Below are 21,025 nucleotides of genomic sequence, written 5' to 3'. Positions count from 1 at the left end.
AGCCTGCATGCCACAGCTCAGAGCGGCTGTGGCAGCAGGGTGCGGATCGCCTCGTGCTGCTTGGACAGCGTGGCCCGTTGCACGAAGCCCTGGATGATCGACGCGGCCACCTTGCGTTGGTTGTCCATGTCCAGCAGCGGGGCGATCTGTCCGGCACCGGTGGGGGAGTCACGGAACGGGCAGCCCACCGCATCGGCGGTGGTCAGGGTGATGATCGCCTTGGCCAGGCGTGCCGAGGGCGCGCGCTTGGCGTGGAAGATCACCAGCGTGCGCTCGTAGCTGATGCCGGTGGGGCGCACCGTGGAGTGCAGGGTGTCTTCGATGGTCACGTGCCGGCCGTCAATCCAGTCCAGCGCCTGCATGCAGTTGGCGATCGTGGCACGGCACAGCGTGGCGTAGTCGGTGCGGATGACCACCGCGTAGTCTACGCCGGAGACCGGCACCCGGTTGAGGTCCAGGTAGGGGTTCTGCGCCAGCGTTGCCACCAGTGCCAAATCATCGCTGAAACCGCAGGCGGTACCGAGAGGCGCACCCAGGCGCTGCAGCAAGGTCTCCATCCATTGCATGCCCCACTGGCGCCCGGCCATCAGCTGGTTCCGTTGCCGGACGGTCAGCGCACCCTGTTCGACGCCTGCCATGGCGTCGCGCATGGCGTCCTTCACCGCCGCCATGCAAGCGTCGACCTGCTTCATGCAGTCAGCACCAGCGGTATGGACTGGTGTGGCAGAGATGCCGTCGATCACCCGCTGGAACACCGAGAGATCACGTTGCTGATTCAGATACCAGTCGTGGATGCGCTGCACGTTGCGGCGGCGCTTGTCCAGCTTGTCGGCGCCGGGCCAGTTCGGATAGGCCGCGATCTCGCACAGCATCGTCAAGCCTTCCCAGAGGTGATATTCCATGCTGGGCAGTGGCAGGCGCCAGCGTTCATCGGCACCGGCATCTTCGGTGATCACCAGATGGTTGCGCACGATGTCCGACCACACCGTGATGGCTTCAACCGTGTCGCGGCGCGGCGTGGTGACATCGATCAGTTCCATCAGGATCGGCCGTGGCGTCACCGGGTCATCGCCGGTGGGCGCGCGTGGATCCTTCACCCAGCGCGCATGCCAGGTATACCCCAGGCGATACAGCACGAACGGCTTGATGCCATCGTTGAGGATGATCCCCGGTGGCGGTGGGGGTGCCGGCGCGGGCTGCACCGGCGGCGCCACCGGCGGGACCGGAGGCGGCAGCACCGGCGCATTGGCCGGCGCGGTCGCCGCCTTGGCCGATCCGATTCCCTTCAACGGTGTGCTGGTGAACAGATGCAACCCGGCGCGGTCGCGCTCGTAGACCTTGCGGAAGGTCTGTGGATTGTCACAGGTCACCAGGCACGATTGGCCCGGCGGAACGTAGATGTCGACCGTGGTCAGATCCACCACCTGGCCGCACAAGGGGTTCTGCGCGGGTGGGGCGAGGCTGATCTCCAGCGCGATGTTCAGACCGGCCGGGCCCATCACCTCGATCACGATGTCCTCCACACCTCCATGCAGGGCGTCCTGCGCCGGAATCGGAATCCAGGGATTGATCACCACCTGGGTGTCCCAGTCGGACCTGCCGAAGTCGAACAGGGTCGGCGGTGGCTCTGCCGGGCGTTCGATCAACGCGTCAAGGGCGTTGCCACCTTTTACGTAGAAGAACAGCAGCGCCTGGTCGGGCCTGAGGTTGTAGTCGCGGCGGACCGTGCTGACCAGGCTGCGCAGGCGGTCCTTGATGTCCGACAGGGCCTTGACCACTACCGAGCGCACCTCTGGGTACGCCTGGGCGTTGTTGATCTGCGCGGTCAACTGCTTGCTGATGTGGCGACGCGCCTCGCGTTCCGGCGTGCTTTCTTTCATGGGGAGCCTCGTAGGCAGAGGGGGGCAGGGGGCGGCTCAGCGCGGGGCCAGCAGTGCGGCGATCGCGCCGTACCAGTCGATGGCCTGGCTGCTGCGCCGGGCGCGCGCCAACGCGCGGGCCGCACCGGGTACCGATACCGGTATGCGCACACCCAGATACCGGCGCAGATCCCGGGTGGCGACCAGCACGGCGGTGTCCACTTCCCAGTCCGAAACCGCCGTTGCCGCCGGGCGGGAACTGCCGAGCAGGACGCGGGTGTTGCGCGCGGCCAGATCCGCAACCCGTTGCAGCTCGTGCGGGGTGGTGCGGAAGCGGACCAGCGAGAAACTGCCGCCGCCTTCCGGGAACACGCGTGCACGCAGATCACACGCAGCGTGTCCCTGCGACAGCCAGATGCCAAGCTCTTCGGCAAACTCGCGGCGTGCGGTGTGCTCGCGCCATTCGTCGTTCAAGCGCCCACCGCCGGGCAACGACCACTGGCCAGCCTGGTTGACCAGCACCGGCACGATCGCATCCGACCATTCGCGAACCTCCACCACCAGGCGCGCGGCCAGCACCTGGGCGCCGGCCCAGTCCGGCACGGTTCCCGCCTCGGGCTGCAACGCCGCCGACAACTCAGCCACGGTGGTGCGCGCCACACTGCCAGGCGGCGGTGTCTCCGGGCGCTCGGTGTACAGCAACTCAAGCGCGGCCAGGGTCTGCAATGTCACCTCGGCAATGGGCGCCCTGCGATCCGCGTTGTCGCGGGCCTGCGCCAGCGCGTCGCCGGTCTGCGGCAGTGAACGCTCGCCATCGCGCGCCACTGAATCAGCGGCGCGCAGGGCATCGGACAACAGGTCCGCCGCCTGGCTCCACTGCTGTTCGGTGGCGGCGGTGCCGGAGGTGCAGATGGCCAGCACCGCGACCATCGCCTCGGCAGAGAGCACGACGACGGCATTGCTGCCCCACCAGCTGTTGAACACCCGCTTGCGGGTGATCAGGTAGTGGTCGCCATCCCACAGCGCGACATAGACCTGGTTCATGGCATCACCCTCCCACCCGCAGAGAACGATGAGGGACGGTGGCTGCGCACCACGCTGCTGTCGGGTTCCACGAAGGGGTTGCCATGTCTCGCTCCTGCGGGCTTGAGGGGTGGAGGCGGCAACACAGCGCGATGGACCACGGCACGTTGCATTGACGTGCGATCACTCTAGGGACCGGTCGGAACGGACGATTGGCGCCAGCCACGGAAAATGCGGTGCGATTCGACGGAACCCGGTCGAATCGATGCATTGATTGCGCCGCACGCCCTGTGCGGGCAACGCACGCGCGCCGCCCGGGCCTGGACAGGCCGGGCGTTGCCTCAGGGGCTCAAACGGTGATTGCCGCGGCGGTCTTGGGGCGCCTGGCGGCTATCGAATCGATTGCGGCACGCGCCGCAGCCTGCCCACGTCGTAGCCCATCTGCGCGATCCGCTGCACGGCCTGCTGGTAGTCCTGCTCGGACACCTTCGGCGTGCGCGCCATGTACCAGACGTAGTCGCGCTTGCTGCGCGCGACGATGGTCTGGCGGTAGTCATCGTCCAGCCAGGCAATGAGGTATTCGGCCTGGATGGGCCAGACGAACTGCATGCCCCAGACCGCGCCCTGGCCCTCCTTCTCCACGCGTCCGATCGGGTGCATCGACCGCTGCGGGGCGGCAAAGCTGCCCTTGCGATAGGTAAAGGTGGTCTGGATGCGCCCGTCCGGCCGCAACGCGTAGCTCTCAACCGCGTCGTAGGCCTCGCGCTCCGGCCACGAGGGAATGTGCGCGATCACGTACCAGTCGCCCATGAAGCGTGGCACATCCACCGAGGGTGGGCGTGGCAACGGACGGGTGTCCTGGGCACTGCAGCCGGAACCGAACAGGCCCACGGCCAGTAACGGGAGCAGGGAGAACAGGCGCATGGATCACCTCAGCGGGGGCGGAACAGATAGTGGGCGACCAGCCATTGCTGGCCGCCGTCATAGCCGAACAACTCGGCACAGGCCATCCAGAACATCCGCCAGCGCTGCCACCAGATCCGGGCGGCGGCCGCGCCGTAGGTGGCGATCAGTACCGGCATCACCCGCTCGCGTGCAGCGTCCTGGTTGGCCAGCCAATGCTCGGCGGTGCGCTGGTAATGGGTGCCATCGAGCAGCCAGCGCTGCTCCAGCCGCAGGTCGCGCTGGAAATGCAGCAGGGTATCGGCCGCCGGCATCAGGCCACCGGTGAAGAAGTGACGGCCCATCCAGTTGTCGCCGCCATCGGTCTCGAACGGGTACATCAGGGTGCGGTGCGCGAAGATGTGCACGAACAGCGCGCCATCGGCCTTCAGCCAGCGACCGATGCGCTGCAGCAGCTGCGGGTAGTTGCGCACGTGCTCGAACATCTCCACCGAAACACAGCGGTCGAACCGTGCGTCAGGCAGAACCAGCTGGTTGACGTCACAGGTAAGCACCTCGACGTTGCCCAGCCCACGTGCAGCGCACTGCGCCAGGATGTGCTCGCGCTGGCTGTGTGAGTTGGATACGGCGGTGATCCTCGCATCTGGATAACGCTCGGCCATCCACAGCGTCAGCGAGCCCCAGCCACAGCCCAGCTCCAGGATCTGCTGGCCATCGGCCAGTGCAGCGCGCTCGCCATACAGCGCCAGCATCGCTTCCTCGGCCTGGTCCAGGCTTTCCTGCCCGCTGGCGTAATAGCAGCTGCTGTACTTCAGGCGCTTGCCCAGGCAGGCCTGGAAAAAGGCAGCGGGCACCTCGTAGTGCTGGCGATTGGCCGCGTCGGTATGCAGTGCCACCGCGCTTCCGGCCAGCTCGGCAAGGCGCTGCCGGAAGCGCGCGGACTGCGCGTCGATGCCGCCGCGCGTTTCTTCATGCAGGCGCTGCGCGCACAGGCGGCGGATGCCCGCGCGCAGCGCCGCATCGGGCACCAGCCCGCGCTCGGCCCAGGCGATCAGACCAGTCTCTTTCGTGTCGCTGGCGGGCATTGCAACGGTGGCGGTCATTCTGGCTGCTCCTGGCTACGACGGGGAAACCACGGGAAGAACATCGGCGTGCTGCGCTGGTAATCGCGATAGTCGTCGCCGCGGCTGCGCAGGGCCTGTTTCTCGGTGAACGGGATGCCGCTCAGGTAGCGCAGGAACACGTACATCAGCAGAGGCCCGGTCCAGGCCAGCCACCACAGCGGTGAACCCACCGCCAACAGCACGTAGGTGAACCAGTGCAGCCATTCGAAGAAGTAGTTGGGATGCCGCGAGTACCGCCACAGGCCGGTACGGCAGGTCCGGCCCTGGTTGGCCGGATCGGCGCGGAAGCGTGCCAGCTGGCGGTCGGCCAGCGCTTCACCGCCCACACTCAGCAACCACACACCCACGGCCGCCAGCAGCCAGGGCGAGAGGCCCGCGCGCGGATGGGCGGCAGCGGCCACAAAGGGCAGGGCGAACAGGGCCACCAGCAGCGCCTGCGCCATGAAGAAACCGAAGATCCGCCGTTGATCGCCCTGCCAGTGCTCGCGCAGGTAGCGGTAGCGCCCGTCCTCGCTTTCATGGCGCACGCGATGCCACAGGTGCAGCGCGAGCCGGCTGCCCCACAGGCCGCCAAGCACACCCAGAGCTACCCGTGGCGCCAGCGCGCCGTCGCCCAGCACCGCCAGCAGCAGGGCCGATGCGCCGACGCCTTTGGCCCACAGCACATCGACCACGCCGATGTTGCGGTGGCGGCGTTGCCAGGCCCAGCCCCAGCACATGATCAGTACCGCGTACAGCAGCACCCACAGCAGCGCGCTCATGGTGATACTCCTGCAAGCGGTGGCGTCGGCGTCGGCGCTGCCCAGCGCCGGGCGGCAAGGCACAGCACAGACAGCGCGATGCTCCAGCCTGCGCCGAGCAGCAGCACGCCGCGCCAGGCCGGCGCGATGAACTGAACGGCATCGAAGCCGCGGGCGGCGGAAAGATAGGCCAGTGGTGCCAGCAACAGACCGAACAGGAACGGCAGTGCGGCATGGCGCTGCAGGAAGCGCATCGACGAGGTGAGCGTCATCGCGAACGCCGCCCACAGCGCCAGGATCCACGGTGGTGGCGCCCAGCCCAGCGCTGCTGCGGCATAGCGCACGCTGCCGCTGGCGGCGGCGCTGGCATCCACCAGCCAGGCGCACGCCAACGCCAGCAGGATCAACCGCAGGTCCAGGCGAACGTGCGGAGAGCTCGACAGCTGGCTGCCGATGTACAACGCCGCACTCAGCAGCGCAGGCCACTGCCAACCTCGGCCCGCGCCGGCCACGGCGCACAGCCAGACCAACTGGTTGCCCACCAGGTTGACCCAGGGCCGGCGCATCTCAGCCTTCCCGCCCTGGCGCCAGGCTGGGCCGGTAACTCGGCCGCGCCATCAGCAGGTGCGAGACACCGATCGAGCGCTCCAGGAAGCCCCCCTCGCAGTACGCCAGGTAAAACTCCCACAGTCGGCAGAACCTTTCATCGAAGCCCTGCGCATGCACCGCCGCCCGCTGGGCCAGGAAGCGCCGGCGCCAGGCCCGCAGGGTCAGCGCATAGGAATGGCCGAAGTCCTGCTGGGCGATCAGCTGCAGATCGCTGGCGCGGGTCTTGGCGGCCATGATCGCGTTGATTGAAGGAATGAAGCTGCCCGGAAACACGTAGCGCTTGATGTAGTCCACGCTGCGCCGCGCCTGTTCGTAGCGGTGGTCTTCGATGGTGATCGCCTGCAGCAGCGCCAGGCCATCGGGCTTGAGCAGCCGCTGCAGGGTGGCCATGTAGGTGTCCAGATACTCGGCACCGATGGCCTCGATCATCTCAATGGACACCAGCTTGTCGAACTGTCCCTCCAGGTCACGGTAGTCCTGCATCAACAGCGTGATGCGGTCCTGCAGGCCGGCGGCGTGTACGCGCTGGGTGGCCAACGCGTGCTGCTCGGCCGAAAGCGTGGTGGTGGTGACATGACAGCCATGATGGCGGGCGGCATGCAGGGCGAAACCGCCCCAGCCGGTGCCGATCTCAATCACCCGGTCGCCGGGCCCCAGCTGCAACTGCCGGCAGACCTGTTCCAGTTTGCGCTGCGAGGCCGCCTCCAGCGATTCGGTTTCACTGGCGAACAGGGCGGAGGAGTACATCAGGTCCGGCGACAGGAACAGACTGAAGAAATCATTGCCCAGGTCGTAGTGTGCCGCGATGTTGCGGCGGCTTCCTTCGCGGCTGTTGCGGCGCAACCGGCCCCACCCGCGAAGCAGCCAACCGCCGATACGGGCCGGGCCGTGCTCCATGCCGTCCAGCAGGTCGCGGTTGCGCACCAGCAGCTGCACCAGCCCGACCAGGTCATCGCACTGCCATTCGCCCAGGATGTAGCTCTCGCCGGCGCCGACGCTGCCCTGTGCGGCCACCCTGCGGAAGAAGGTCGGATCGTCGATGTGCAGCGTGACCCGCAGCGCGGCGTCCGTTTCCCCCAGCCGGACCTCGCCCAGCGCATCGCGCACGCACAGGCATCCACCACGCATCGGTGCCAGCTGCGCCAGCAGTCTCCGGCGCAGGAAGGTGTCCAGGGCGCCAGGCCGGGGCAGGGCCACGGCAGGGGTTACGTTGTTCATCGTGGCTTCTCGGCAAGGGAAGGGTGGTCGTGCACCGGGTTGCGCTTGAACCACAGGCGCAGGGCCTGCCAATGGATGGCCGCCACCACCTGCACGGTCATCAGCGGATAGCAGGCAAGTACGCGCGCCAGGCCGCGCCCGTCCAGTGGGCGCCGCCGCAGGGTCTGGGTTGCGTCGAACTGGCGCACGCCGTGCTGCAGCACCTGCATGTACACGCGCAGATCCTGCCCGGGCATGCTGAAGCGCCAGTCGTAGCGGCAGTCCATGGCCATGAACGGCGAGACATGGAAGCCCTTGTCGAACTGCCAGCGCAGCGAGGTGCCTTCGTGGCTGGCGGTCGCAGCCGGCAGGACGTAGGCGTGCCGCTCTTTCCAGGGGGTGTTGGTGATCTCGGCAACGATGCACTCCAGCGTGCTGCCGTCAGCGGCATAGCAGTAGTAGAAGCTGACCGGATTGAAGACATGCCCGCCGTAACGCAGATGGGTCAGCAGGCGCACCGGCCCGGCCGGGCGATGGCCGAGGGTGGCCGCAGCATGATCACGAATCGCCTCGGCCAACGGCCTGGCCGCATCGCCGAAGTAGTCGCTGCGGCGGAACTCGGCCAGGTTGCGGCGGTTCACCGACCACAACCAGCGGCCGGCGAACACCGACTCCAGCTCGTCCAGATCGAGCAGCAGCTGCGCGACCGGGTAGCGGAACTGATGGGCGTGCGGCTGGTGCCGGCGATGCACCACCTGGCCGAAGTAGAGGGCACTGGCGCTCACGCGGCCACCTCTCCCGGCGCCGGCTGTGGCCGTTGCTGCAGCCGCCCGCGCATCGCATCCACCACCTGCCGCGCACTGCGGATGCCATCCTCGTGGAAGCCCCAGCCCCAATAGGCCCCGGCGAACCACGTATGGCGCCGTCCCTGCAGCTCGGCCCAGCGCTGCTGCGCGCGCACCGCGGCGTGGTCGTGTACCGGGTGGGCGTAGTGCAGGGTGCGCAGCACCGTGGCCGGGTCGATGGCCTGGCTGCGGTTGAGCGTGACCACCAGCGGCGTGCGCCCCGGCAGGCCCTGCAGCAGGTTCATGCAATAGCTGACGGTACAGGCCGCAGCGGGGTCGCGCGGCACGTGGGCATTCCAGGCAGCCCAGGCCTTGCGGTTGCGCGGCAGCAACGAGGCGTCGGTATGCAGCACCACCTCGTTGGCCTGGTAGCGGATGGCGCCCAGTACCTCGCGCTCGGCGGCGTCGGCATCGCGCAACAGCGCCAGCGCCTGATCGCTGTGGCAGGCCAGGATCACCTCATCGAAACCCTCCACGCCGGCGGCGCTGCGCACCCGCACGCCATGCGCCATGCGCTCGATGGAATGGACCGGGCAATGCAGCCGTTCATGCACCCGCCAGCGCCGGCGCAACGCATCGACATAACGCGCGGAGCCGCCACTGACCACCCGCCACGGCGAGCGGCCGCGAATCTGCAGCATCTGGTGATTGGCCATGAACTGCGCCAGGTAGCGGGCAGGAAACGCCTCTACGGTTGCGCTGGGCGAGGACCACAGGGCCGATGCCATCGGCAGCAGGTGCTCTTCGATGAAGGCGCTGCCGTAGCGCTGGCTGCGAAGGTACTGCCCCAGCGTCGGCCCTTCGGCCTCGGACAGCAATCGTGGCGCATCACGATAGAACCGGCGTAGATCCGAGAGCATGCCCCAGAAGCGTGGCGAGACCAGGTTGCGGCGTTGGCAGAACAGGCCGTCGAGCGAGGTGGCGTTGTATTCCACGCCACTGCGCTCGCTGTGCATCGAAAAACTCATGGTGGTCGGCTGCGAGGCCACCCCCAGTTCGTCGAACAGGGCGGTCAGCAGCGGGTAATGCAGCGGGTTGAAGACGATGAAGCCGGTATCCACGGCCAGGTGAAGACCGTCGACCTCCACCTCATGGGTGTGGGTGTGGCCGCCCAGATGATCGCCCGCCTCGAACAGCGTGACCTCGTGGTCTCCGTCCAGCCACCAGGCGCTGGCCAACCCTGCAATGCCCGATCCGACGATGGCGATGCGCATGTCAGTACCTCGCCTTGGCCAGCACCCAGGCCGGAATCGGCTTGAGTCCTTTCACCAGGCCCAGCAGCGCCATCAGGCGCAGGCCGTACCAGGTCAGATCCACCTCCCACCAGCGGAACCCCTGGCGCACCGTGCCGGGGAAGAAGTGATGGTTGTTGTGCCAGCCTTCGCCGAAGGTCAGCAAGGCCAGCCAGAGATTGTTGCGGCTGTCGTCACGGGTATCGAAGCGCCGGCGACCGAAGCGATGTGCCAGTGAATTGATGGTGACGGTGGCGTGGAACAGCACCACCGTTGAGATGAAGAAGCCCCACACCAGCAGTTGCGGCCCATCGGTGTGCAACGCCGGCGCCCAGCGCTGCAATACTTCACCGGTGGCATAGAGGCTGGCTGCGAGCAGCACCGGCACCGCAGTATCGAAGCGGTCCAGCCAGCGCAGCTCGGGAAAGACCGCCAGATCCGGTATCCGTGACAGATCGGTCGCAAAGGCGTCACGGGTCAGGAACCAGCCCATGTGGCTGCGCCAGAAGCCTCCCTCGCGCGGCGAGTGCGGATCCAGCGGCTGGTCGGCATGGCGGTGGTGATGGCGATGGTGCGCGGCCCACCACAGCGGCCCGCGCTGCACGCTGGCGGCACCGATGGCCGCAAACACGAACTGCACCCCCCGCGAGGTCTGGAAGGTGCGATGGGAGAAATAGCGGTGATAGAACGCGGTGATGGCAAACATGCGGACCGCGTAGAGTGCCGCGGCGACGATGACCGCCGTCCACGAAATGCCGACCCAGATCACCGCCAGGCAGGCCAGGTGCATCAGCGCGAACGGCACCGCGCGCAGCCAGTCGATACGCTCGCCGCGCTCGATTGCAGCGTCGGGCGCACTGCCGCTGTCGAACCACCGTTGCAGTGTGCGCAACAGGCGATGGCGACGACGGGGTAGGGACTCGACAGCGGCCATCATGCGATCCGGGTGGGCGTATGCATCCTCTACGCAGCATCGGCGGGTTTGGATGCAGATCGTGTGGAATTCACTTCTCCGTAACGGCGCAAGTGGCGACCAGCGGCTGTGCCCATGCGCGCCGCCACTGCGCTTCGTCGCTCGGCTCTGGTGTGGTGGCAAAGCGCACCACAACCTGCGGATAGCGGCCTTGGGCGTCGCGTAGATTGCTGGTGCCGCGAAATTCCAGCAGGCGTCGATCGGCATCGGCATAGGTCAGTGCCAGGCGCGGTGCGACGCTTCCGTACCACGCATCCAGACCGACCTCGAAGGACTGTGCGGCGATGTTCTGCCAGCGCACAGCGCCACGGTGGACAACCTTGACCGGAAAGAAGCGCTGCCGGCCCGGCACCAGGAAGGGCATGCGCAGCACGTCACCGCGCATCAATGCCTGCCAATGCAGGCGGATCGCGGCGTCGAACCCGGCATCGACCACCGCGCCCTCGGGCAGTTCGAGCTCGCCAGTGCGCGGCGTGGCGGTCTGCGATTCTTTCCATGACACCTGCACGTTCGGACCATCGACGCGCACGCTCGCCTCCTGGCCGCTGCGCCGATCCTGCAGCTGATAACCGCGGGCCTGCACCTGGCGGCTGGAGGGCAGCCGCTTGCGGGCAAAGGGGGCGCCCTCCGGGCACAGATACTGCACCCAACGTTCTGCACCTTCCTCGGTGCTTTGCATCCAGTGCACCTCGCGATAGGCCGGCGTGCCATCGGCGAGGCGGACCACCCCCTCGGTTCGCAGCATCGGGGCGGACCAGGCGACCTGGGGCAGGCACAACAGGAACCAGGCGATACGCATGCGCTTGCTTCCGGCGGGGGTTGCAGAGCCTACGGCCGGCGCAGGCAGATGGATGCAGCCGTGGCCTGCATCCAGTTGCGCCCTTCTGCCGTAGAGGAGGCGAACCTTCACCCGCCCGCCGCGAACGCAGATGTACCCTGACGCCGCCCCCACCTCCCTTGACTTCGACACCGCCCGCATCGTGTCCAGTTCCCAGCAGCCGAGCAACGAGCCGATGAACTGGACAGGCGACATGGATGGTGTCGCGCGCCTGCGCGACCGCGACTGTTTCATGCGCATCTACGACCACTTCATGCCGCGGCTGTGCGTCTACCTGCGTGGCCTGGGCGCACCCGCTGCGGTCGCCGAGGAACTGGCCCAGGAATGCCTGCTGCGGCTGTGGCTGCGTGCGGCCGATTTCGACCCGGCGCAGGGCGCACTGAGTACCTGGCTGTACCGCATCGCGCGCAACCTGCATATCGACCGGGTGCGCCATGAGCGCGGCTGGATGCAGGTGCAGGCGGCGGTGGATGAGGCCGCCAGCGCCGATATGGTGGAGCGCAGCAGCGCAGAACAGTTTGCCGACCAGATGCGACTTCGCCAGCGCATCAACGAACTGCCTGCCGTACAGGCACGGCTGGTGCGCATGTCGTACTTCGAAGCCAAGAGCCATGCCGAGATCGCGCAGGCGCTGGGCATGCCGCTGGGCACGGTGAAATCGCACCTGCGGCGCGCGTTCCTGCAACTGCAGGCGAGGGTAGGGGGTGGTGCATGAGCCCGCGCCACCACCTGCACGAATCCACCCTGATGAGCTACGCCGCCGGTGCCTTGCCGGCGCCGTTGAGCGTGGTGGCAGGCGTCCATCTTGAACAGTGCCCACACTGCCGGCAGCGGCTGCGTGAGGCTGAAGCCATCGGCGCGGCCCTGCTGGAGCAGACCCAGCCGGTGACGCAGGAATCGCGGCATGCGCAGTTGCGCGGCGCCATGCTGGCACAGCTGGACCTGGCCGGCGAGGCCACCTCGCGCCGTGCGCCTGCGCCCCGTGGCCGCGTCGAGTCCGGCGCCGATCCCGACGCCCTGCCGGCATCGCTGCATCCGTACTTCGGGCGCTCGCTGCGCAGCCTGCCGTGGCGTTGGATGGCGCCCGGCGTGCACTGCATCCGCGCCGAGCAGATGCCGTCGCTGATCATGCTGAAGATCGCCCCCGGCAAGTGCCTGCCGATGCACAGCCACGGCCGCTCGGAACTGACCCAGATTCTGCAGGGCTCCTACAACGATGCACTGGGCCTGTTCACCCCGGGCGACATGGCCGATCTGGACGAGGATGTCGAGCATCAACCGGTGACGGCTCCGGGTGTGCCCTGCATCTGCGTGTCTGCGCTGGATGCACCGCTGGTGTTCAGTGGCTGGCTGGCGCGGAAGATCCAGCGGTTCGTGAAGCTTTAGGGCGGCCTCTGCATCGTTGCACGGCCGCCCAGCGCCGTTGCTGTCCGCTCCCGATGTGCCAGGGTTATCCTGAGGCCTCATGACGGGGAAGGGATGTTCCATGGGAATGGAGAACGCGCCGGAGCAACTGACAGCGGCCAAGGTACTCAAGGCCCTCTCGGCTCTGGGGAGCGGAGCCATTGTGGTCTGCCTGGTGAACTTCATGGTCGGGATCGACTGCCCGGCTGACCGCTATCCGCCGGTTGTCCTGGGATCGCTTTTCCTGTCCCTGGCAGTGCTGTTTCTGTACACCAACTTCAGGATGCTGGGCCGGGGACTGCTGCAGGCGCCTGTGCAGGCAACAAGACTGGCGTTCGCCGCGGTTGTGGCGGTCGAAGTGACAGGAGTGGGGCTGATCATCGGCCTGCATCGCGAATGCGACAGCGTCATCCGGATCATTCCCCTGCCGGCGGTGCTCCTGATCTTCTACACCGGCTCGATTTTTGCACTCGTATTTGGAGATGCCTATCTTGGCGTGCTGAGACGCATCATCCGGCTTGGCCGCAAGCCCATTGACTTCATGAACGACCGCGATCTTGGGCACAAGTAGCAACGGCAACAGTACGAGGCCGACAGGGCCGATCAGCCTCCAGCGCCGGAGGCACCCGGCCCGTCGCTGGAAGGCAGCAGTGAAGGCCGCTGATCAAACCACTCGCGCGCCTTGATCAGATGCCATTGGCGCCGGTCGCCCTCCAGCTCGACGCCTGCACCGAGCACGCCCCAGCGCAGATACAGGTCGCCACGCTTGCGGCGCTCCAGCAGGTCCAGCCGTGCACGTACCGACAGGCGCTGGTTCTCCGCCCGCAGGCCGTCGACCACCAGATGGCCCGGGCGCCATTGCAGTCGCGCCTGCGCGTCCACCCGGCCCGAATCCAGCAGCGACAGTGTCCAGCGCGGGTAGTCGGTGCGCTCGGCAAACAGCGCCAGCAGGGGCCGGGCGTCACTGAGCGTGAGGTCAGTGGTGGCATCCACCTGGAACGGGGATTGCGCATCGATGCGCCCCTGGCGGAAGACCACGTCGCCCTGCCAGGCCGTCGTGCGCGGCGCCCCATTGATCTGCACATTGCGCAGGGCGACGCTGGTGCCGGACAGATCGAAATGGCGTTGGCTGAAATCGCCCCGTCGCAGCGCGGCATTCACTTCAACGTCCCCGCCCATGCCCAATCCGGCTACGTCGGCGCTCGCGCTGCGCCCAACCAGGCGTGCGCTCCCGTGTCCGACGCGGCCTTCGGTATCCAGCGTGACATCACCGGTCAGCACGCCTGAGCCTTTCAGCAGGCGGACCTGGCGGCTGCCCAGATAGCGGTTGTACGCGGCCAGATCGGGAATGTCGGCCTCGCTGAAGCGCAGCCGTGCGCGTACACCCTTGCGCAGTTCCTGCAGGCGTCCATCGCCGCTCAGGTCCACTGCCAGGTCACGGCCGTCGAACAGGCGCACGTCCTTGGCGTCGAGGGGCCGCGCACTGAAACGCGGCAGGCGGATGGCCAGCTGCGCCTGCGTCGGCTGGCCCGCCTTCAGTTCGCCGTGCGCGCTGGCGGTGCCGGCCAGGCGCACGCCGGCAACCTCGGCCACCGCTTCAGCGGCAGGGATGTCCACCGTGCTGCCTTCGGCCAGCTCGCCATCACGCAGGTGCAGGTCGGCTTTCAGCGTGCCGCCGCCGTCCAGTTGCAGCCAGGGCTTGCGCACGAACAGGGCAGGGATCCAGTTGAGCGAAGTGAAGGCCCATTCGCCACGCAGCGTGCCTGAGCTGCGCTCCAGCAGCTGGGAGGGCTGCTGGAACGGAATGTCGCGGCCGCGGATATGCAGGTCCGCGTCGACTTCGGCGCCCGACCCCGGTCGTGGCGGCAAGCGCGCCTGCAGGCGCAGATCGTCGGCCACATTCAGCTGGAGCGCGAGCACGCCGCGATCGGGCGCACCGTCGCCCATCTGCAAGGGCAGATGCCAGAGCGCGTGGTCACCGGGCTGGAGTTGCCCGTTCGCAAGATGCAACTCGGCGCGCAGCCGGCCGGCCACGGGCGAGCTGGCAATCTTCGGCCGCAGCGCCTCGGTATCCATGCGCAGGCCCTGGCTGCGGGCATCGACGCTCAGCGCGGCGCGCAGCAGCTTCATTTTGGCCAGGCCCGGCGCCTGGTCCCGGTAGTGGCGCGGATAGCTGAAGCGCGGGGTGAGGTTCATGTCGCCCAGCAGTTGCACGCCATCGAAGCTGGTGTCGGCTTCCTTGAAGGTGACGGTGGAGTCGAGCAGTTCCGATGGGCCACCGCGCAGCTGCTTGACGAAACCGACCGTGCCCTGGCCCCGGCCGATGATCAGCAGTTTGCCAAGGCGGGCGCTGCGGATGCTGTCGCTGTGAATCGCGTCGAAGCGCAGCGTCCAGCCCTGGTCGCTGCGGGGAGGGGGAGGGATGGCGTCCTCGACCCGGCTGATCTCGGCCGAAACGCCGGTGGCCTGCAACCGTGGCACCCGCACCTGGCGCTTGAACAGCGGCAGCACGGCCAGCCGGGCGCTGGCGCGCTCGGCGTGCAGTACGTACACCGTATGGTTCACATGCCCGCGCATATGCACGTTCCAGGCAATGACATGCCCGGGCAGCACGGTGATGGCCGGGCCCGTGGTCATCACGAACTTGTGGGGCTTGCGGTTGGTGACCTGATCGAACAGCGGTGTATTGAGGAACACGTTGCCGGCCAGCAGATAGACCGCATAGACCACCAGCAGTGCGCGCAGCGCCACGCGTAACGGTCGGGGCCAGTGCCGGTAGCGCATCAGGATCAGGGTTTCACCTTCCAGGGCGGGGGAACGCCACTATTACCGAGCTCGTGGCGGCGGGGTGTGAACGCTGGCGTGACGCGTCACGCAGACAGACGGCCACGGCGGACACGACGAGCGCATCCGCCGCAGTGGCGCCGCTACTTCGGCATCAGCACCGAATCAATCACGTGGATCACGCCATTGGACTGGGCGACGTCGGCAATGCTGACCGCGGCCTTTCCGCCCTTGGCATCGACAAGCCACAGCTTTCCGTCGTGCAGCGCAACGGTCAGCGGCTCACCTTCGACGGTTTTCAGGGTGGCCTTGCCGCCATGCTTTCGGGCATCGGCCATCAGCTGCATCGCGCTGTAGTTGCCGGGCACCACGTGGTAGGTGAGGATCCGGGTCAGCTGGGCCTTGTTTTCAGGCTTCACCAGCGCATCCACCGTGCCTGGCGGCAGCTTGTTGAAGGCCGCATTGGTGGGTGCGAAAACGGTGAAGGGGCCTGCACCGTTCAGGGTGTCAACCAGGCCGGCGGCCTTCACGGCGGCCACCAGGGTGGTGTGGTCCTTGGAATTGACCGCATTGGCGACGATGGTGCGGGTCGGATACATCTCCGCACCACCGACCATGACCGGGCCGGCCGCAAAGCTGACCGTCGCGGCGGAAGCAAATACAGCCAAACCTGCAGCAGTGGCAATACGCTGGAGAACGTTCACGGTACGTCCCTCGATTGGGCGCCCGCCAGATGCGGGCACCTAAGCTACGTTGCCGGGCCGCAGATGGATGCAGCACTTCTGGTGAAGACTCAAGAATGCCGGTCTGCGGCCGATAGCGGGAGCGACCACAGGCGATGGAGCAGCAATGGATTCCACTCATCCGCATGGAGACGTGCATGGAAAGGTGCAGGGGGCCGCGACAAAGGACTATCCCCACTACATCGATGCGACAATCGACCCCGAGGAACCGGTCTACCTGCGCGTCAACCTGGCCTCGCTACGCCACGCACTGCGCGACAACCCGGCGTGGGCAGACACGCCGTTCGAGCGCGATGAACATACCTTCAATGTTTTGAGGTACGGCCGCGCCATGACGACGATCCATCAAGGATCCGCGATCTACACCCCGGAGTTGGGCAGCGAACACGGACGGGTGCGCGTTCTCAATGGACGGCACAGGTTGTACGCGCTCATCGATCTGGGCTATTCGCACGCGCGGATCGTGACCGCCCCCTCACACGCTACAGTCCTTGGCGCGCTGGTCGATCCGGTCGACAGTGCACAGGACCACAGCAGCCACCGGTAGCGTCCTGCACGCCATCGGCAAACGCTACAATCGCCGGATTCATCAATGCGAACGGATTCCCAGGGGGAAGCAATGAAGAACGGAATTCTCGGTGGATCGCTGCTGCTGGTTGCAGCGCTGGCCACGCCTTTTACCAGTTCCGCGCAGAGCGGCTCGCTCAAGAGTCAGGCCAAGGCGGCAGCCAAGGAGCTGCGCAGGCTGGGCGAGCCGATGGATCGCTGCAATCTGGCGGCCACCACCAATGACACGGCGGTAGTCACCAGTGTTTCCGGCGGCAACGTACTGCAGCCGGGCGACCGCCTGCTTGCCCTCAACGGCCAGGATGTAGCCGGCAAATCCAAGGATGCAGTGGGTGTCGTGCTCAGGGGCATCGGGCCCGACCTGACCGTGCCGGTGGTGGTGGAACGCGCCGGCACCCGCACCGAGCTGTCGCTGCCATGTGGCAATGCCCGGTCGCGCATGGAGGCGGTGCTGAGCGGCCTCGATGCCGCCGCGAGCGGCAATTACCAGGCGTGCGCCGATACGCTCAGTGCGCGCAAGGATCTGGGTGGCAGCATGGCCGTGCTGGCGGCGCAGTGTGGCGAAGCCGCCAAGAGCATCGGCCCGTCGCGGCAGGCCGAACTGATCCACGAAGCGCTGAAGCAGCGGATCGCCGAGGCCCAGTGGGAACCGGACGCGCGCAGCAACATGATCGATGTCATGCGCAAGCAGCGGGTACTGATCGAAAAGTACCTGGGCCAGGACCGGTACGCGGAGCTGGTGGCGGCAACCGAGCGTTGGCCGGGGGCGGAAACGCTCTACAAGCGCACCGAGATCGACCAGAGCCAGTTCCGCCGCATTGCCCAGGAAGCGGTGCGCGGCCGTCTGTTCGACCCGGAATCGGCCCGCATCGACATGCCCTACGGCTTCCTGCGCGGCAGCTGGCGGCCGCTGCTGCAGAAGGCCGTGGACGGCTACTGGACCTGCGGCACGGTGAACGCCAAGAACCGCATGGGCGGCTACGTCGGAAGCAATGCGTTTGTCGTGGTTCTCGGTGAAGAGGGCCAGGTGAAGTACTTGGAAATGGGCAACAGCCGCGAACTGGACCTGGTAGGTACGGCGTGCGCCAAGGCCGTGGCCTCCCTGCCGCCGGCACCGGCGGAAACCGCGACACGCGCAGGCGGCGCGGGCAGCGCCAGTGCAGGCTCGCTTGCCGATGAGCTGAAGCAGCTGGCCGAGCTGAAAGCCAGCGGCGCGCTCACCGAGGCCGAGTTCGAAGCTGCCAAGCAGCGCGTACTGTCCAGCGGCAAGACCCCGTAAATACCTGCCGGCTGGAGCAGGAGACGGTACCCGACTGAACCCCGGGTGCCTCCTGCCGGACGGGCGATGCAGTTTCGGCACAGTACGATGTCCATCGGTTCTTCGGCCCGATAGCGTTGCGGTGGATCACCCCCTCACAGGATTCCGCCATGCGCTATCTGGTCGTACTCGACCCGCAATCGACCACCAGCAAGTGCTACGCCAGCAAGGGCCCCGACGGCACCTGGTTTGGCCAGCCGTGCGTGGTGTGCTCCGAGCTTGACGCCTCGCACCCCACCTACCTGTTCGCGGTGCGCTCGTTCATGCATGGCGCCCGCGCCATCAGGCAGCGGATCCACTTTCCGCATGAAGCGGTGGCATTCGTCATCGAGGACGAGCACGAAACGGGCACCCACATCGGATTCCGCCAGGTGGCCTGACGCAGCGTCCGCCCCACCTGCCGGCGCGCAGCCAGCCTCAGCCGAGGCTGCCCAGCGCAGGGTCGTGCAGGCAGCGCAGCTTCTTCTTGTTGATCTTGCCGACGCTGGTGCGCTCGAGTGAGGCCACGAACTGCACGCGTTCGGGAATCGCGTAGCGGGAGATGTCGCCGGCGCGGCTGCGCGCCGCCACCTGCTCGATGATCTCGGCCTCGGTCACCTCGCTGCCGGCGTGGGTGACCACCAGCGGCAGCGGGCGTTCGCCCCATTTCGTATCGGCGATGCCGATCACAGCCACTTCGCTCACCGCCGGATGCAGCGCGATGATGTCCTCCAGCGCGAGCGAGGAGATCCACTCGCCGCCGGTCTTGATCACATCCTTGATGCGGTCGGTGACCCGCAGGTAGCCGCCGCCATCGATGTTGCCGATGTCTCCGGTATGCAGATAGCCGCCGTCCCACAGTACGGCCGAAGCGTCCGGGTTGTGCAGATAACCCTGGGTCAGCCAGGGCGCACGTACCACCACCTCGCCGGTGGCGATGCCGTCGTGGTCAACATCGTGCAGCTCGGCATCGACGATGCGCAGGTCGACCAGCGGCACCGGAATGCCCGCCTTGGTGCGCAGCGACAGCGCCTCCTCCGGCCCATCAGCGGCGTCGCTGTCGATCTGGGCCAGGGTCAGCAGCGGGCAGGTCTCGGACATGCCATAGCCGCCGAAGATGTCGATGCCGCGCGCCAACGCCCGTTGTGCCAGCGAACGTGGCAGCGCGGCGCCGCCGATGATCACTTTCCAGCGGCTCAGGTCGGTGCCCGCTGCGGCGGGATGCTCCAGCAGCATATGCAGGATGGTCGGAACACAGTGCGAGAAGGTCACCTTTTCGCGCGCGATCAGCGCCAGCAGCGTGCCCGGCAGGTAGCGCCCCGGGTAGACCTGCTTGATGCCCAGCAGCGTGGCCACATAGGGCACCCCCCACGCGTGTACATGGAACATCGGTGTAATCGGCATGTAGACATCATCCCGGTGCAGCCGGCCCTGACTGGCGGCACTGCCCAGCGCGGCCATCGCCGCCAGCGAATGCAGCACCAGCTGCCGATGGCTGAAATAGACCCCTTTGGGCAGGCCGGTGGTCCCGGTCGTATAGAACGTGGTCGCACGGGTGTTCTCGTCGAACTCCGGGAAATCCGTAACGGGCGTAGCCTGGCGCAGACCCGCCTCGTACTCGGCGGCGAAACCGGCCGGCAACGGGCCTTCGTCATCCTGCAGCAGCACGCGCGTGCGGATGTCCGGCAGCTGCCCGTCGAGGCTGTCCAGCAGGGGCAGGAACTCGCGATGGACCAGCAGCACCCGTGCGCCGCTGTGGTTGAGCGTATAGGCAATCTGTTCGGGAGCCAGCCGGATGTTCACCATCATCAGCACCGCGCCGAGCATGGGCACGGCGAAGTAGCTTTCCAGATAGCGGTTGCTGTCCCAGTCCATCACGGCCACGGTATCGCCCTGTCGCACGCCCAGCGCGGTCAGCATCCCCGCCAGCCGGCCGATGCGCTCCTGCAACGTGCGGTAATCGAAGCGGACGTGGTCGCCGCACACGATCTCCTGCTGGGGACTCACCGCCAGCGGCGTCAGCAGCAGCTGTTTGATCAGCAGGGGATAGGCATGTGCAGTGTGATCAGCGGTGGATGGCATGGCGCTTCCTTGTGGGAACCCGGCCTGCGGCCGGCGTGTGTCAGCCCACACTAGTCCTGCCAGCGGTGCGCGCCAGCGTACCTAGGTCCCAGTGCCTGCCGGCCAACCTTTTTGCTACGCTCGCCAGGACATGCCCACTCTGCTCATCGCCGATGACCACCCGCTGTTCCGCGCGGCATTGCACCGCGCGGCGGAGGAAGCTGTTGCCGACCTGCAGATCAGCGAAGCGGCGTCACTCGATGGCGTGCTGGAGATCCTCGAACGCCAGCCGATCGATCTGCTCCTGCTCGACCTGCACATGCCCGGCAACCACGGCTTGGCCGGGCTGGCCACCCTGCGCGCCCTGCAACCCGGCTTGGCCGTCATCATCGTCTCGGCCAATGAAGAGCCGCAGGTCATCCGACGCGCCCTCGATCTCGGTGCGGCCGCGTATCTGCCCAAGAGCTCGGGACTGACCGAACTCCACTGCGCACTGTGCTCGGTGCTGGAAGGTGAGCGCTGGATTCCGCCGTTGCTGCGCGAGCCGGTGGCACGTGTGGCGCACTTCAGCAAGGACGCCGACCTGGCCGCACGCCTGGCCAGCCTGTCCGCCCATCAGTACCGGGTACTGGGCCTGGTCGCCGAAGGCCTGCTCAACAAGCAGATCGCCGATCGGCTCGGTGTGCAGCTGCGCACGGTCAAGGCGCACATGACCCGTATCATGGAGCGGTTGGGCGTGCGCAACCGCGCACAGGCCATTCGCGTGCTGCACGAAATGGAGTTGGCCGATCCGTCCCGGCAGATCGAAGCAACGCCGGACCGTTGA

The 21,025-nt window shown here is 67.1% G+C and carries 21 protein-coding genes; 7 read left to right on the top strand and 14 right to left on the bottom strand.

What is annotated here, in order from left to right; genetic code table 11:
• Positions 1–17: 17 nt before the first annotated feature.
• From C9412_RS05020 to C9412_RS04970, 11 genes are all read right to left on the bottom strand, one after another.
• Positions 18–1,880, bottom strand: a complete 1,863-nt coding sequence (locus C9412_RS05020) for a hypothetical protein (RefSeq protein WP_107230608.1) — start codon at positions 1,878–1,880, stop codon at positions 18–20.
• A 36-nt stretch (positions 1,881–1,916) separates the two neighbouring features.
• On the bottom strand, positions 1,917–2,903 hold the full coding sequence (locus C9412_RS05015) for an NUDIX hydrolase (protein ID WP_107230607.1): 987 nt from the start codon (positions 2,901–2,903) through the stop codon (positions 1,917–1,919).
• A gap of 369 nt (positions 2,904–3,272) precedes the next feature.
• The gene (locus C9412_RS05010; RefSeq protein ID WP_107230606.1) at positions 3,273–3,806 is read right to left on the bottom strand and encodes a lipocalin family protein; all 534 of its coding nucleotides are present in this window, start codon (positions 3,804–3,806) and stop codon (positions 3,273–3,275) included.
• Between the two features lie 8 nt (positions 3,807–3,814).
• A complete protein-coding gene (locus C9412_RS05005; RefSeq protein ID WP_107230605.1) occupies positions 3,815–4,888 on the bottom strand; it encodes a cyclopropane-fatty-acyl-phospholipid synthase family protein in 1,074 nt (357 codons plus the stop codon).
• Positions 4,885–5,670 carry a DUF1295 domain-containing protein gene (locus C9412_RS05000; protein WP_107230604.1) on the bottom strand — a complete coding sequence of 262 codons (786 nt, stop codon included), beginning with the start codon at positions 5,668–5,670 and terminating at the stop codon, positions 4,885–4,887. The genes C9412_RS05005 and C9412_RS05000 overlap by 4 nt, the downstream gene beginning before the upstream one ends.
• Positions 5,667–6,215, bottom strand: a complete 549-nt coding sequence (locus C9412_RS04995; RefSeq protein WP_107230603.1) for a DUF2878 domain-containing protein — start codon at positions 6,213–6,215, stop codon at positions 5,667–5,669. The genes C9412_RS05000 and C9412_RS04995 overlap by 4 nt, the downstream gene beginning before the upstream one ends.
• Before the next feature lies 1 nt (position 6,216).
• A complete protein-coding gene (locus C9412_RS04990) occupies positions 6,217–7,476 on the bottom strand; it encodes a cyclopropane-fatty-acyl-phospholipid synthase family protein (protein ID WP_107230602.1) in 1,260 nt (419 codons plus the stop codon).
• Positions 7,473–8,240: a DUF1365 domain-containing protein gene (locus C9412_RS04985; RefSeq protein ID WP_107230601.1), complete on the bottom strand. Its 768-nt coding sequence runs from the start codon at positions 8,238–8,240 to the stop codon at positions 7,473–7,475. The genes C9412_RS04990 and C9412_RS04985 overlap by 4 nt, the downstream gene beginning before the upstream one ends.
• Positions 8,237–9,514 (bottom strand): FAD-dependent oxidoreductase, encoded by a 1,278-nt coding sequence (locus C9412_RS04980; RefSeq protein ID WP_107230600.1) that lies wholly within the window; start codon positions 9,512–9,514, stop codon positions 8,237–8,239. Before C9412_RS04980 ends, C9412_RS04985 begins: the two co-directional genes overlap by 4 nt.
• A 1-nt stretch (position 9,515) precedes the next feature.
• Positions 9,516–10,466 carry an acyl-CoA desaturase gene (locus C9412_RS04975; protein WP_107230599.1) on the bottom strand — a complete coding sequence of 317 codons (951 nt, stop codon included), beginning with the start codon at positions 10,464–10,466 and terminating at the stop codon, positions 9,516–9,518.
• A 70-nt stretch (positions 10,467–10,536) separates the two neighbouring features.
• Positions 10,537–11,304 (bottom strand): hypothetical protein, encoded by a 768-nt coding sequence (locus tag C9412_RS04970; protein WP_107230598.1) that lies wholly within the window; start codon positions 11,302–11,304, stop codon positions 10,537–10,539.
• Between the two features lie 130 nt (positions 11,305–11,434).
• Between C9412_RS04970 and C9412_RS04965 the strand changes: the two genes are divergently transcribed.
• The 3 genes from C9412_RS04965 (at position 11,435) to C9412_RS04955 (ending at position 13,318) form a co-directional block, all read left to right on the top strand.
• Entirely contained in the window at positions 11,435–12,058 is a 624-nt protein-coding gene (locus C9412_RS04965; protein WP_107230597.1) for a sigma-70 family RNA polymerase sigma factor, read from the top strand.
• Positions 12,055–12,729 carry a ChrR family anti-sigma-E factor gene (locus tag C9412_RS04960; RefSeq protein WP_107230596.1) on the top strand — a complete coding sequence of 225 codons (675 nt, stop codon included), beginning with the start codon at positions 12,055–12,057 and terminating at the stop codon, positions 12,727–12,729. Before C9412_RS04965 ends, C9412_RS04960 begins: the two co-directional genes overlap by 4 nt.
• Positions 12,730–12,829: 100 nt before the next feature.
• Positions 12,830–13,318, top strand: coding sequence for a hypothetical protein (locus C9412_RS04955; RefSeq protein ID WP_146160121.1), 489 nt, complete (start codon positions 12,830–12,832; stop codon positions 13,316–13,318).
• Positions 13,319–13,350: 32 nt separating this feature from the next.
• Here the strand turns inward: C9412_RS04955 and C9412_RS04950 are convergent, their stop codons facing one another.
• Positions 13,351–15,531: a hypothetical protein gene (locus C9412_RS04950; RefSeq protein WP_107230594.1), complete on the bottom strand. Its 2,181-nt coding sequence runs from the start codon at positions 15,529–15,531 to the stop codon at positions 13,351–13,353.
• Positions 15,532–15,674: 143 nt separating this feature from the next.
• Complete coding sequence (locus tag C9412_RS04945; RefSeq protein WP_107230593.1) at positions 15,675–16,235, bottom strand: fasciclin domain-containing protein; 561 nt, start codon at positions 16,233–16,235, stop codon at positions 15,675–15,677.
• A 145-nt stretch (positions 16,236–16,380) separates the two neighbouring features.
• On the opposite strand from C9412_RS04945, the gene C9412_RS04940 reads away from it, so the two are divergent.
• The 3 genes from C9412_RS04940 (at position 16,381) to C9412_RS04930 (ending at position 18,539) form a co-directional block, all read left to right on the top strand.
• Positions 16,381–16,821: a hypothetical protein gene (locus tag C9412_RS04940; RefSeq protein WP_107230592.1), complete on the top strand. Its 441-nt coding sequence runs from the start codon at positions 16,381–16,383 to the stop codon at positions 16,819–16,821.
• A 72-nt stretch (positions 16,822–16,893) separates the two neighbouring features.
• Positions 16,894–18,120 carry an SHOCT domain-containing protein gene (locus C9412_RS20760; protein ID WP_219906181.1) on the top strand — a complete coding sequence of 409 codons (1,227 nt, stop codon included), beginning with the start codon at positions 16,894–16,896 and terminating at the stop codon, positions 18,118–18,120.
• A gap of 149 nt (positions 18,121–18,269) precedes the next feature.
• Positions 18,270–18,539: a hypothetical protein gene (locus C9412_RS04930; protein WP_107230591.1), complete on the top strand. Its 270-nt coding sequence runs from the start codon at positions 18,270–18,272 to the stop codon at positions 18,537–18,539.
• Between the two features lie 37 nt (positions 18,540–18,576).
• Here the strand turns inward: C9412_RS04930 and C9412_RS04925 are convergent, their stop codons facing one another.
• The gene (locus C9412_RS04925) at positions 18,577–20,220 is read right to left on the bottom strand and encodes a fatty acid--CoA ligase (RefSeq protein ID WP_107230590.1); all 1,644 of its coding nucleotides are present in this window, start codon (positions 20,218–20,220) and stop codon (positions 18,577–18,579) included.
• Between the two features lie 130 nt (positions 20,221–20,350).
• Between C9412_RS04925 and C9412_RS04920 the strand changes: the two genes are divergently transcribed.
• Positions 20,351–21,025 carry a response regulator transcription factor gene (locus tag C9412_RS04920; RefSeq protein ID WP_107230589.1) on the top strand — a complete coding sequence of 225 codons (675 nt, stop codon included), beginning with the start codon at positions 20,351–20,353 and terminating at the stop codon, positions 21,023–21,025.

This window comes from Stenotrophomonas sp. Nf1 (assembly GCF_003028475.1).
Taxonomy (GTDB): Bacteria; Pseudomonadota; Gammaproteobacteria; order Xanthomonadales; family Xanthomonadaceae; genus Stenotrophomonas.
This window is presented reverse-complemented; position numbering and strand designations above follow the sequence as displayed.

What these genes read in the sequence shown, in the direction of transcription:
- C9412_RS04950 (WP_107230594.1), bottom strand. Translation starts at nt 15,531, where the DNA reads ATGCGCTACCGGCACTGGCCCCGACCGTTACGCGTGGCGCTGCGCGCA.
- C9412_RS05010 (WP_107230606.1), bottom strand. Translation starts at nt 3,806, where the DNA reads ATGCGCCTGTTCTCCCTGCTCCCGTTACTGGCCGTGGGCCTGTTCGGT.
- C9412_RS04955 (WP_146160121.1), top strand. Translation starts at nt 12,830, where the DNA reads ATGGGAATGGAGAACGCGCCGGAGCAACTGACAGCGGCCAAGGTACTC.
- C9412_RS04920 (WP_107230589.1), top strand. Translation starts at nt 20,351, where the DNA reads ATGCCCACTCTGCTCATCGCCGATGACCACCCGCTGTTCCGCGCGGCA.
- C9412_RS20760 (WP_219906181.1), top strand. Translation starts at nt 16,894, where the DNA reads ATGAAGAACGGAATTCTCGGTGGATCGCTGCTGCTGGTTGCAGCGCTG.
- C9412_RS04960 (WP_107230596.1), top strand. Translation starts at nt 12,055, where the DNA reads ATGAGCCCGCGCCACCACCTGCACGAATCCACCCTGATGAGCTACGCC.
- C9412_RS05020 (WP_107230608.1), bottom strand. Translation starts at nt 1,880, where the DNA reads ATGAAAGAAAGCACGCCGGAACGCGAGGCGCGTCGCCACATCAGCAAG.
- C9412_RS04930 (WP_107230591.1), top strand. Translation starts at nt 18,270, where the DNA reads ATGCGCTATCTGGTCGTACTCGACCCGCAATCGACCACCAGCAAGTGC.
- C9412_RS04990 (WP_107230602.1), bottom strand. Translation starts at nt 7,476, where the DNA reads ATGAACAACGTAACCCCTGCCGTGGCCCTGCCCCGGCCTGGCGCCCTG.
- C9412_RS04980 (WP_107230600.1), bottom strand. Translation starts at nt 9,514, where the DNA reads ATGCGCATCGCCATCGTCGGATCGGGCATTGCAGGGTTGGCCAGCGCC.
- C9412_RS04975 (WP_107230599.1), bottom strand. Translation starts at nt 10,466, where the DNA reads ATGGCCGCTGTCGAGTCCCTACCCCGTCGTCGCCATCGCCTGTTGCGC.
- C9412_RS05005 (WP_107230605.1), bottom strand. Translation starts at nt 4,888, where the DNA reads ATGACCGCCACCGTTGCAATGCCCGCCAGCGACACGAAAGAGACTGGT.
- C9412_RS04965 (WP_107230597.1), top strand. Translation starts at nt 11,435, where the DNA reads ATGTACCCTGACGCCGCCCCCACCTCCCTTGACTTCGACACCGCCCGC.
- C9412_RS04995 (WP_107230603.1), bottom strand. Translation starts at nt 6,215, where the DNA reads ATGCGCCGGCCCTGGGTCAACCTGGTGGGCAACCAGTTGGTCTGGCTG.
- C9412_RS04925 (WP_107230590.1), bottom strand. Translation starts at nt 20,220, where the DNA reads ATGCCATCCACCGCTGATCACACTGCACATGCCTATCCCCTGCTGATC.
- C9412_RS05000 (WP_107230604.1), bottom strand. Translation starts at nt 5,670, where the DNA reads ATGAGCGCGCTGCTGTGGGTGCTGCTGTACGCGGTACTGATCATGTGC.
- C9412_RS05015 (WP_107230607.1), bottom strand. Translation starts at nt 2,903, where the DNA reads ATGAACCAGGTCTATGTCGCGCTGTGGGATGGCGACCACTACCTGATC.
- C9412_RS04970 (WP_107230598.1), bottom strand. Translation starts at nt 11,304, where the DNA reads ATGCGTATCGCCTGGTTCCTGTTGTGCCTGCCCCAGGTCGCCTGGTCC.
- C9412_RS04940 (WP_107230592.1), top strand. Translation starts at nt 16,381, where the DNA reads ATGGATTCCACTCATCCGCATGGAGACGTGCATGGAAAGGTGCAGGGG.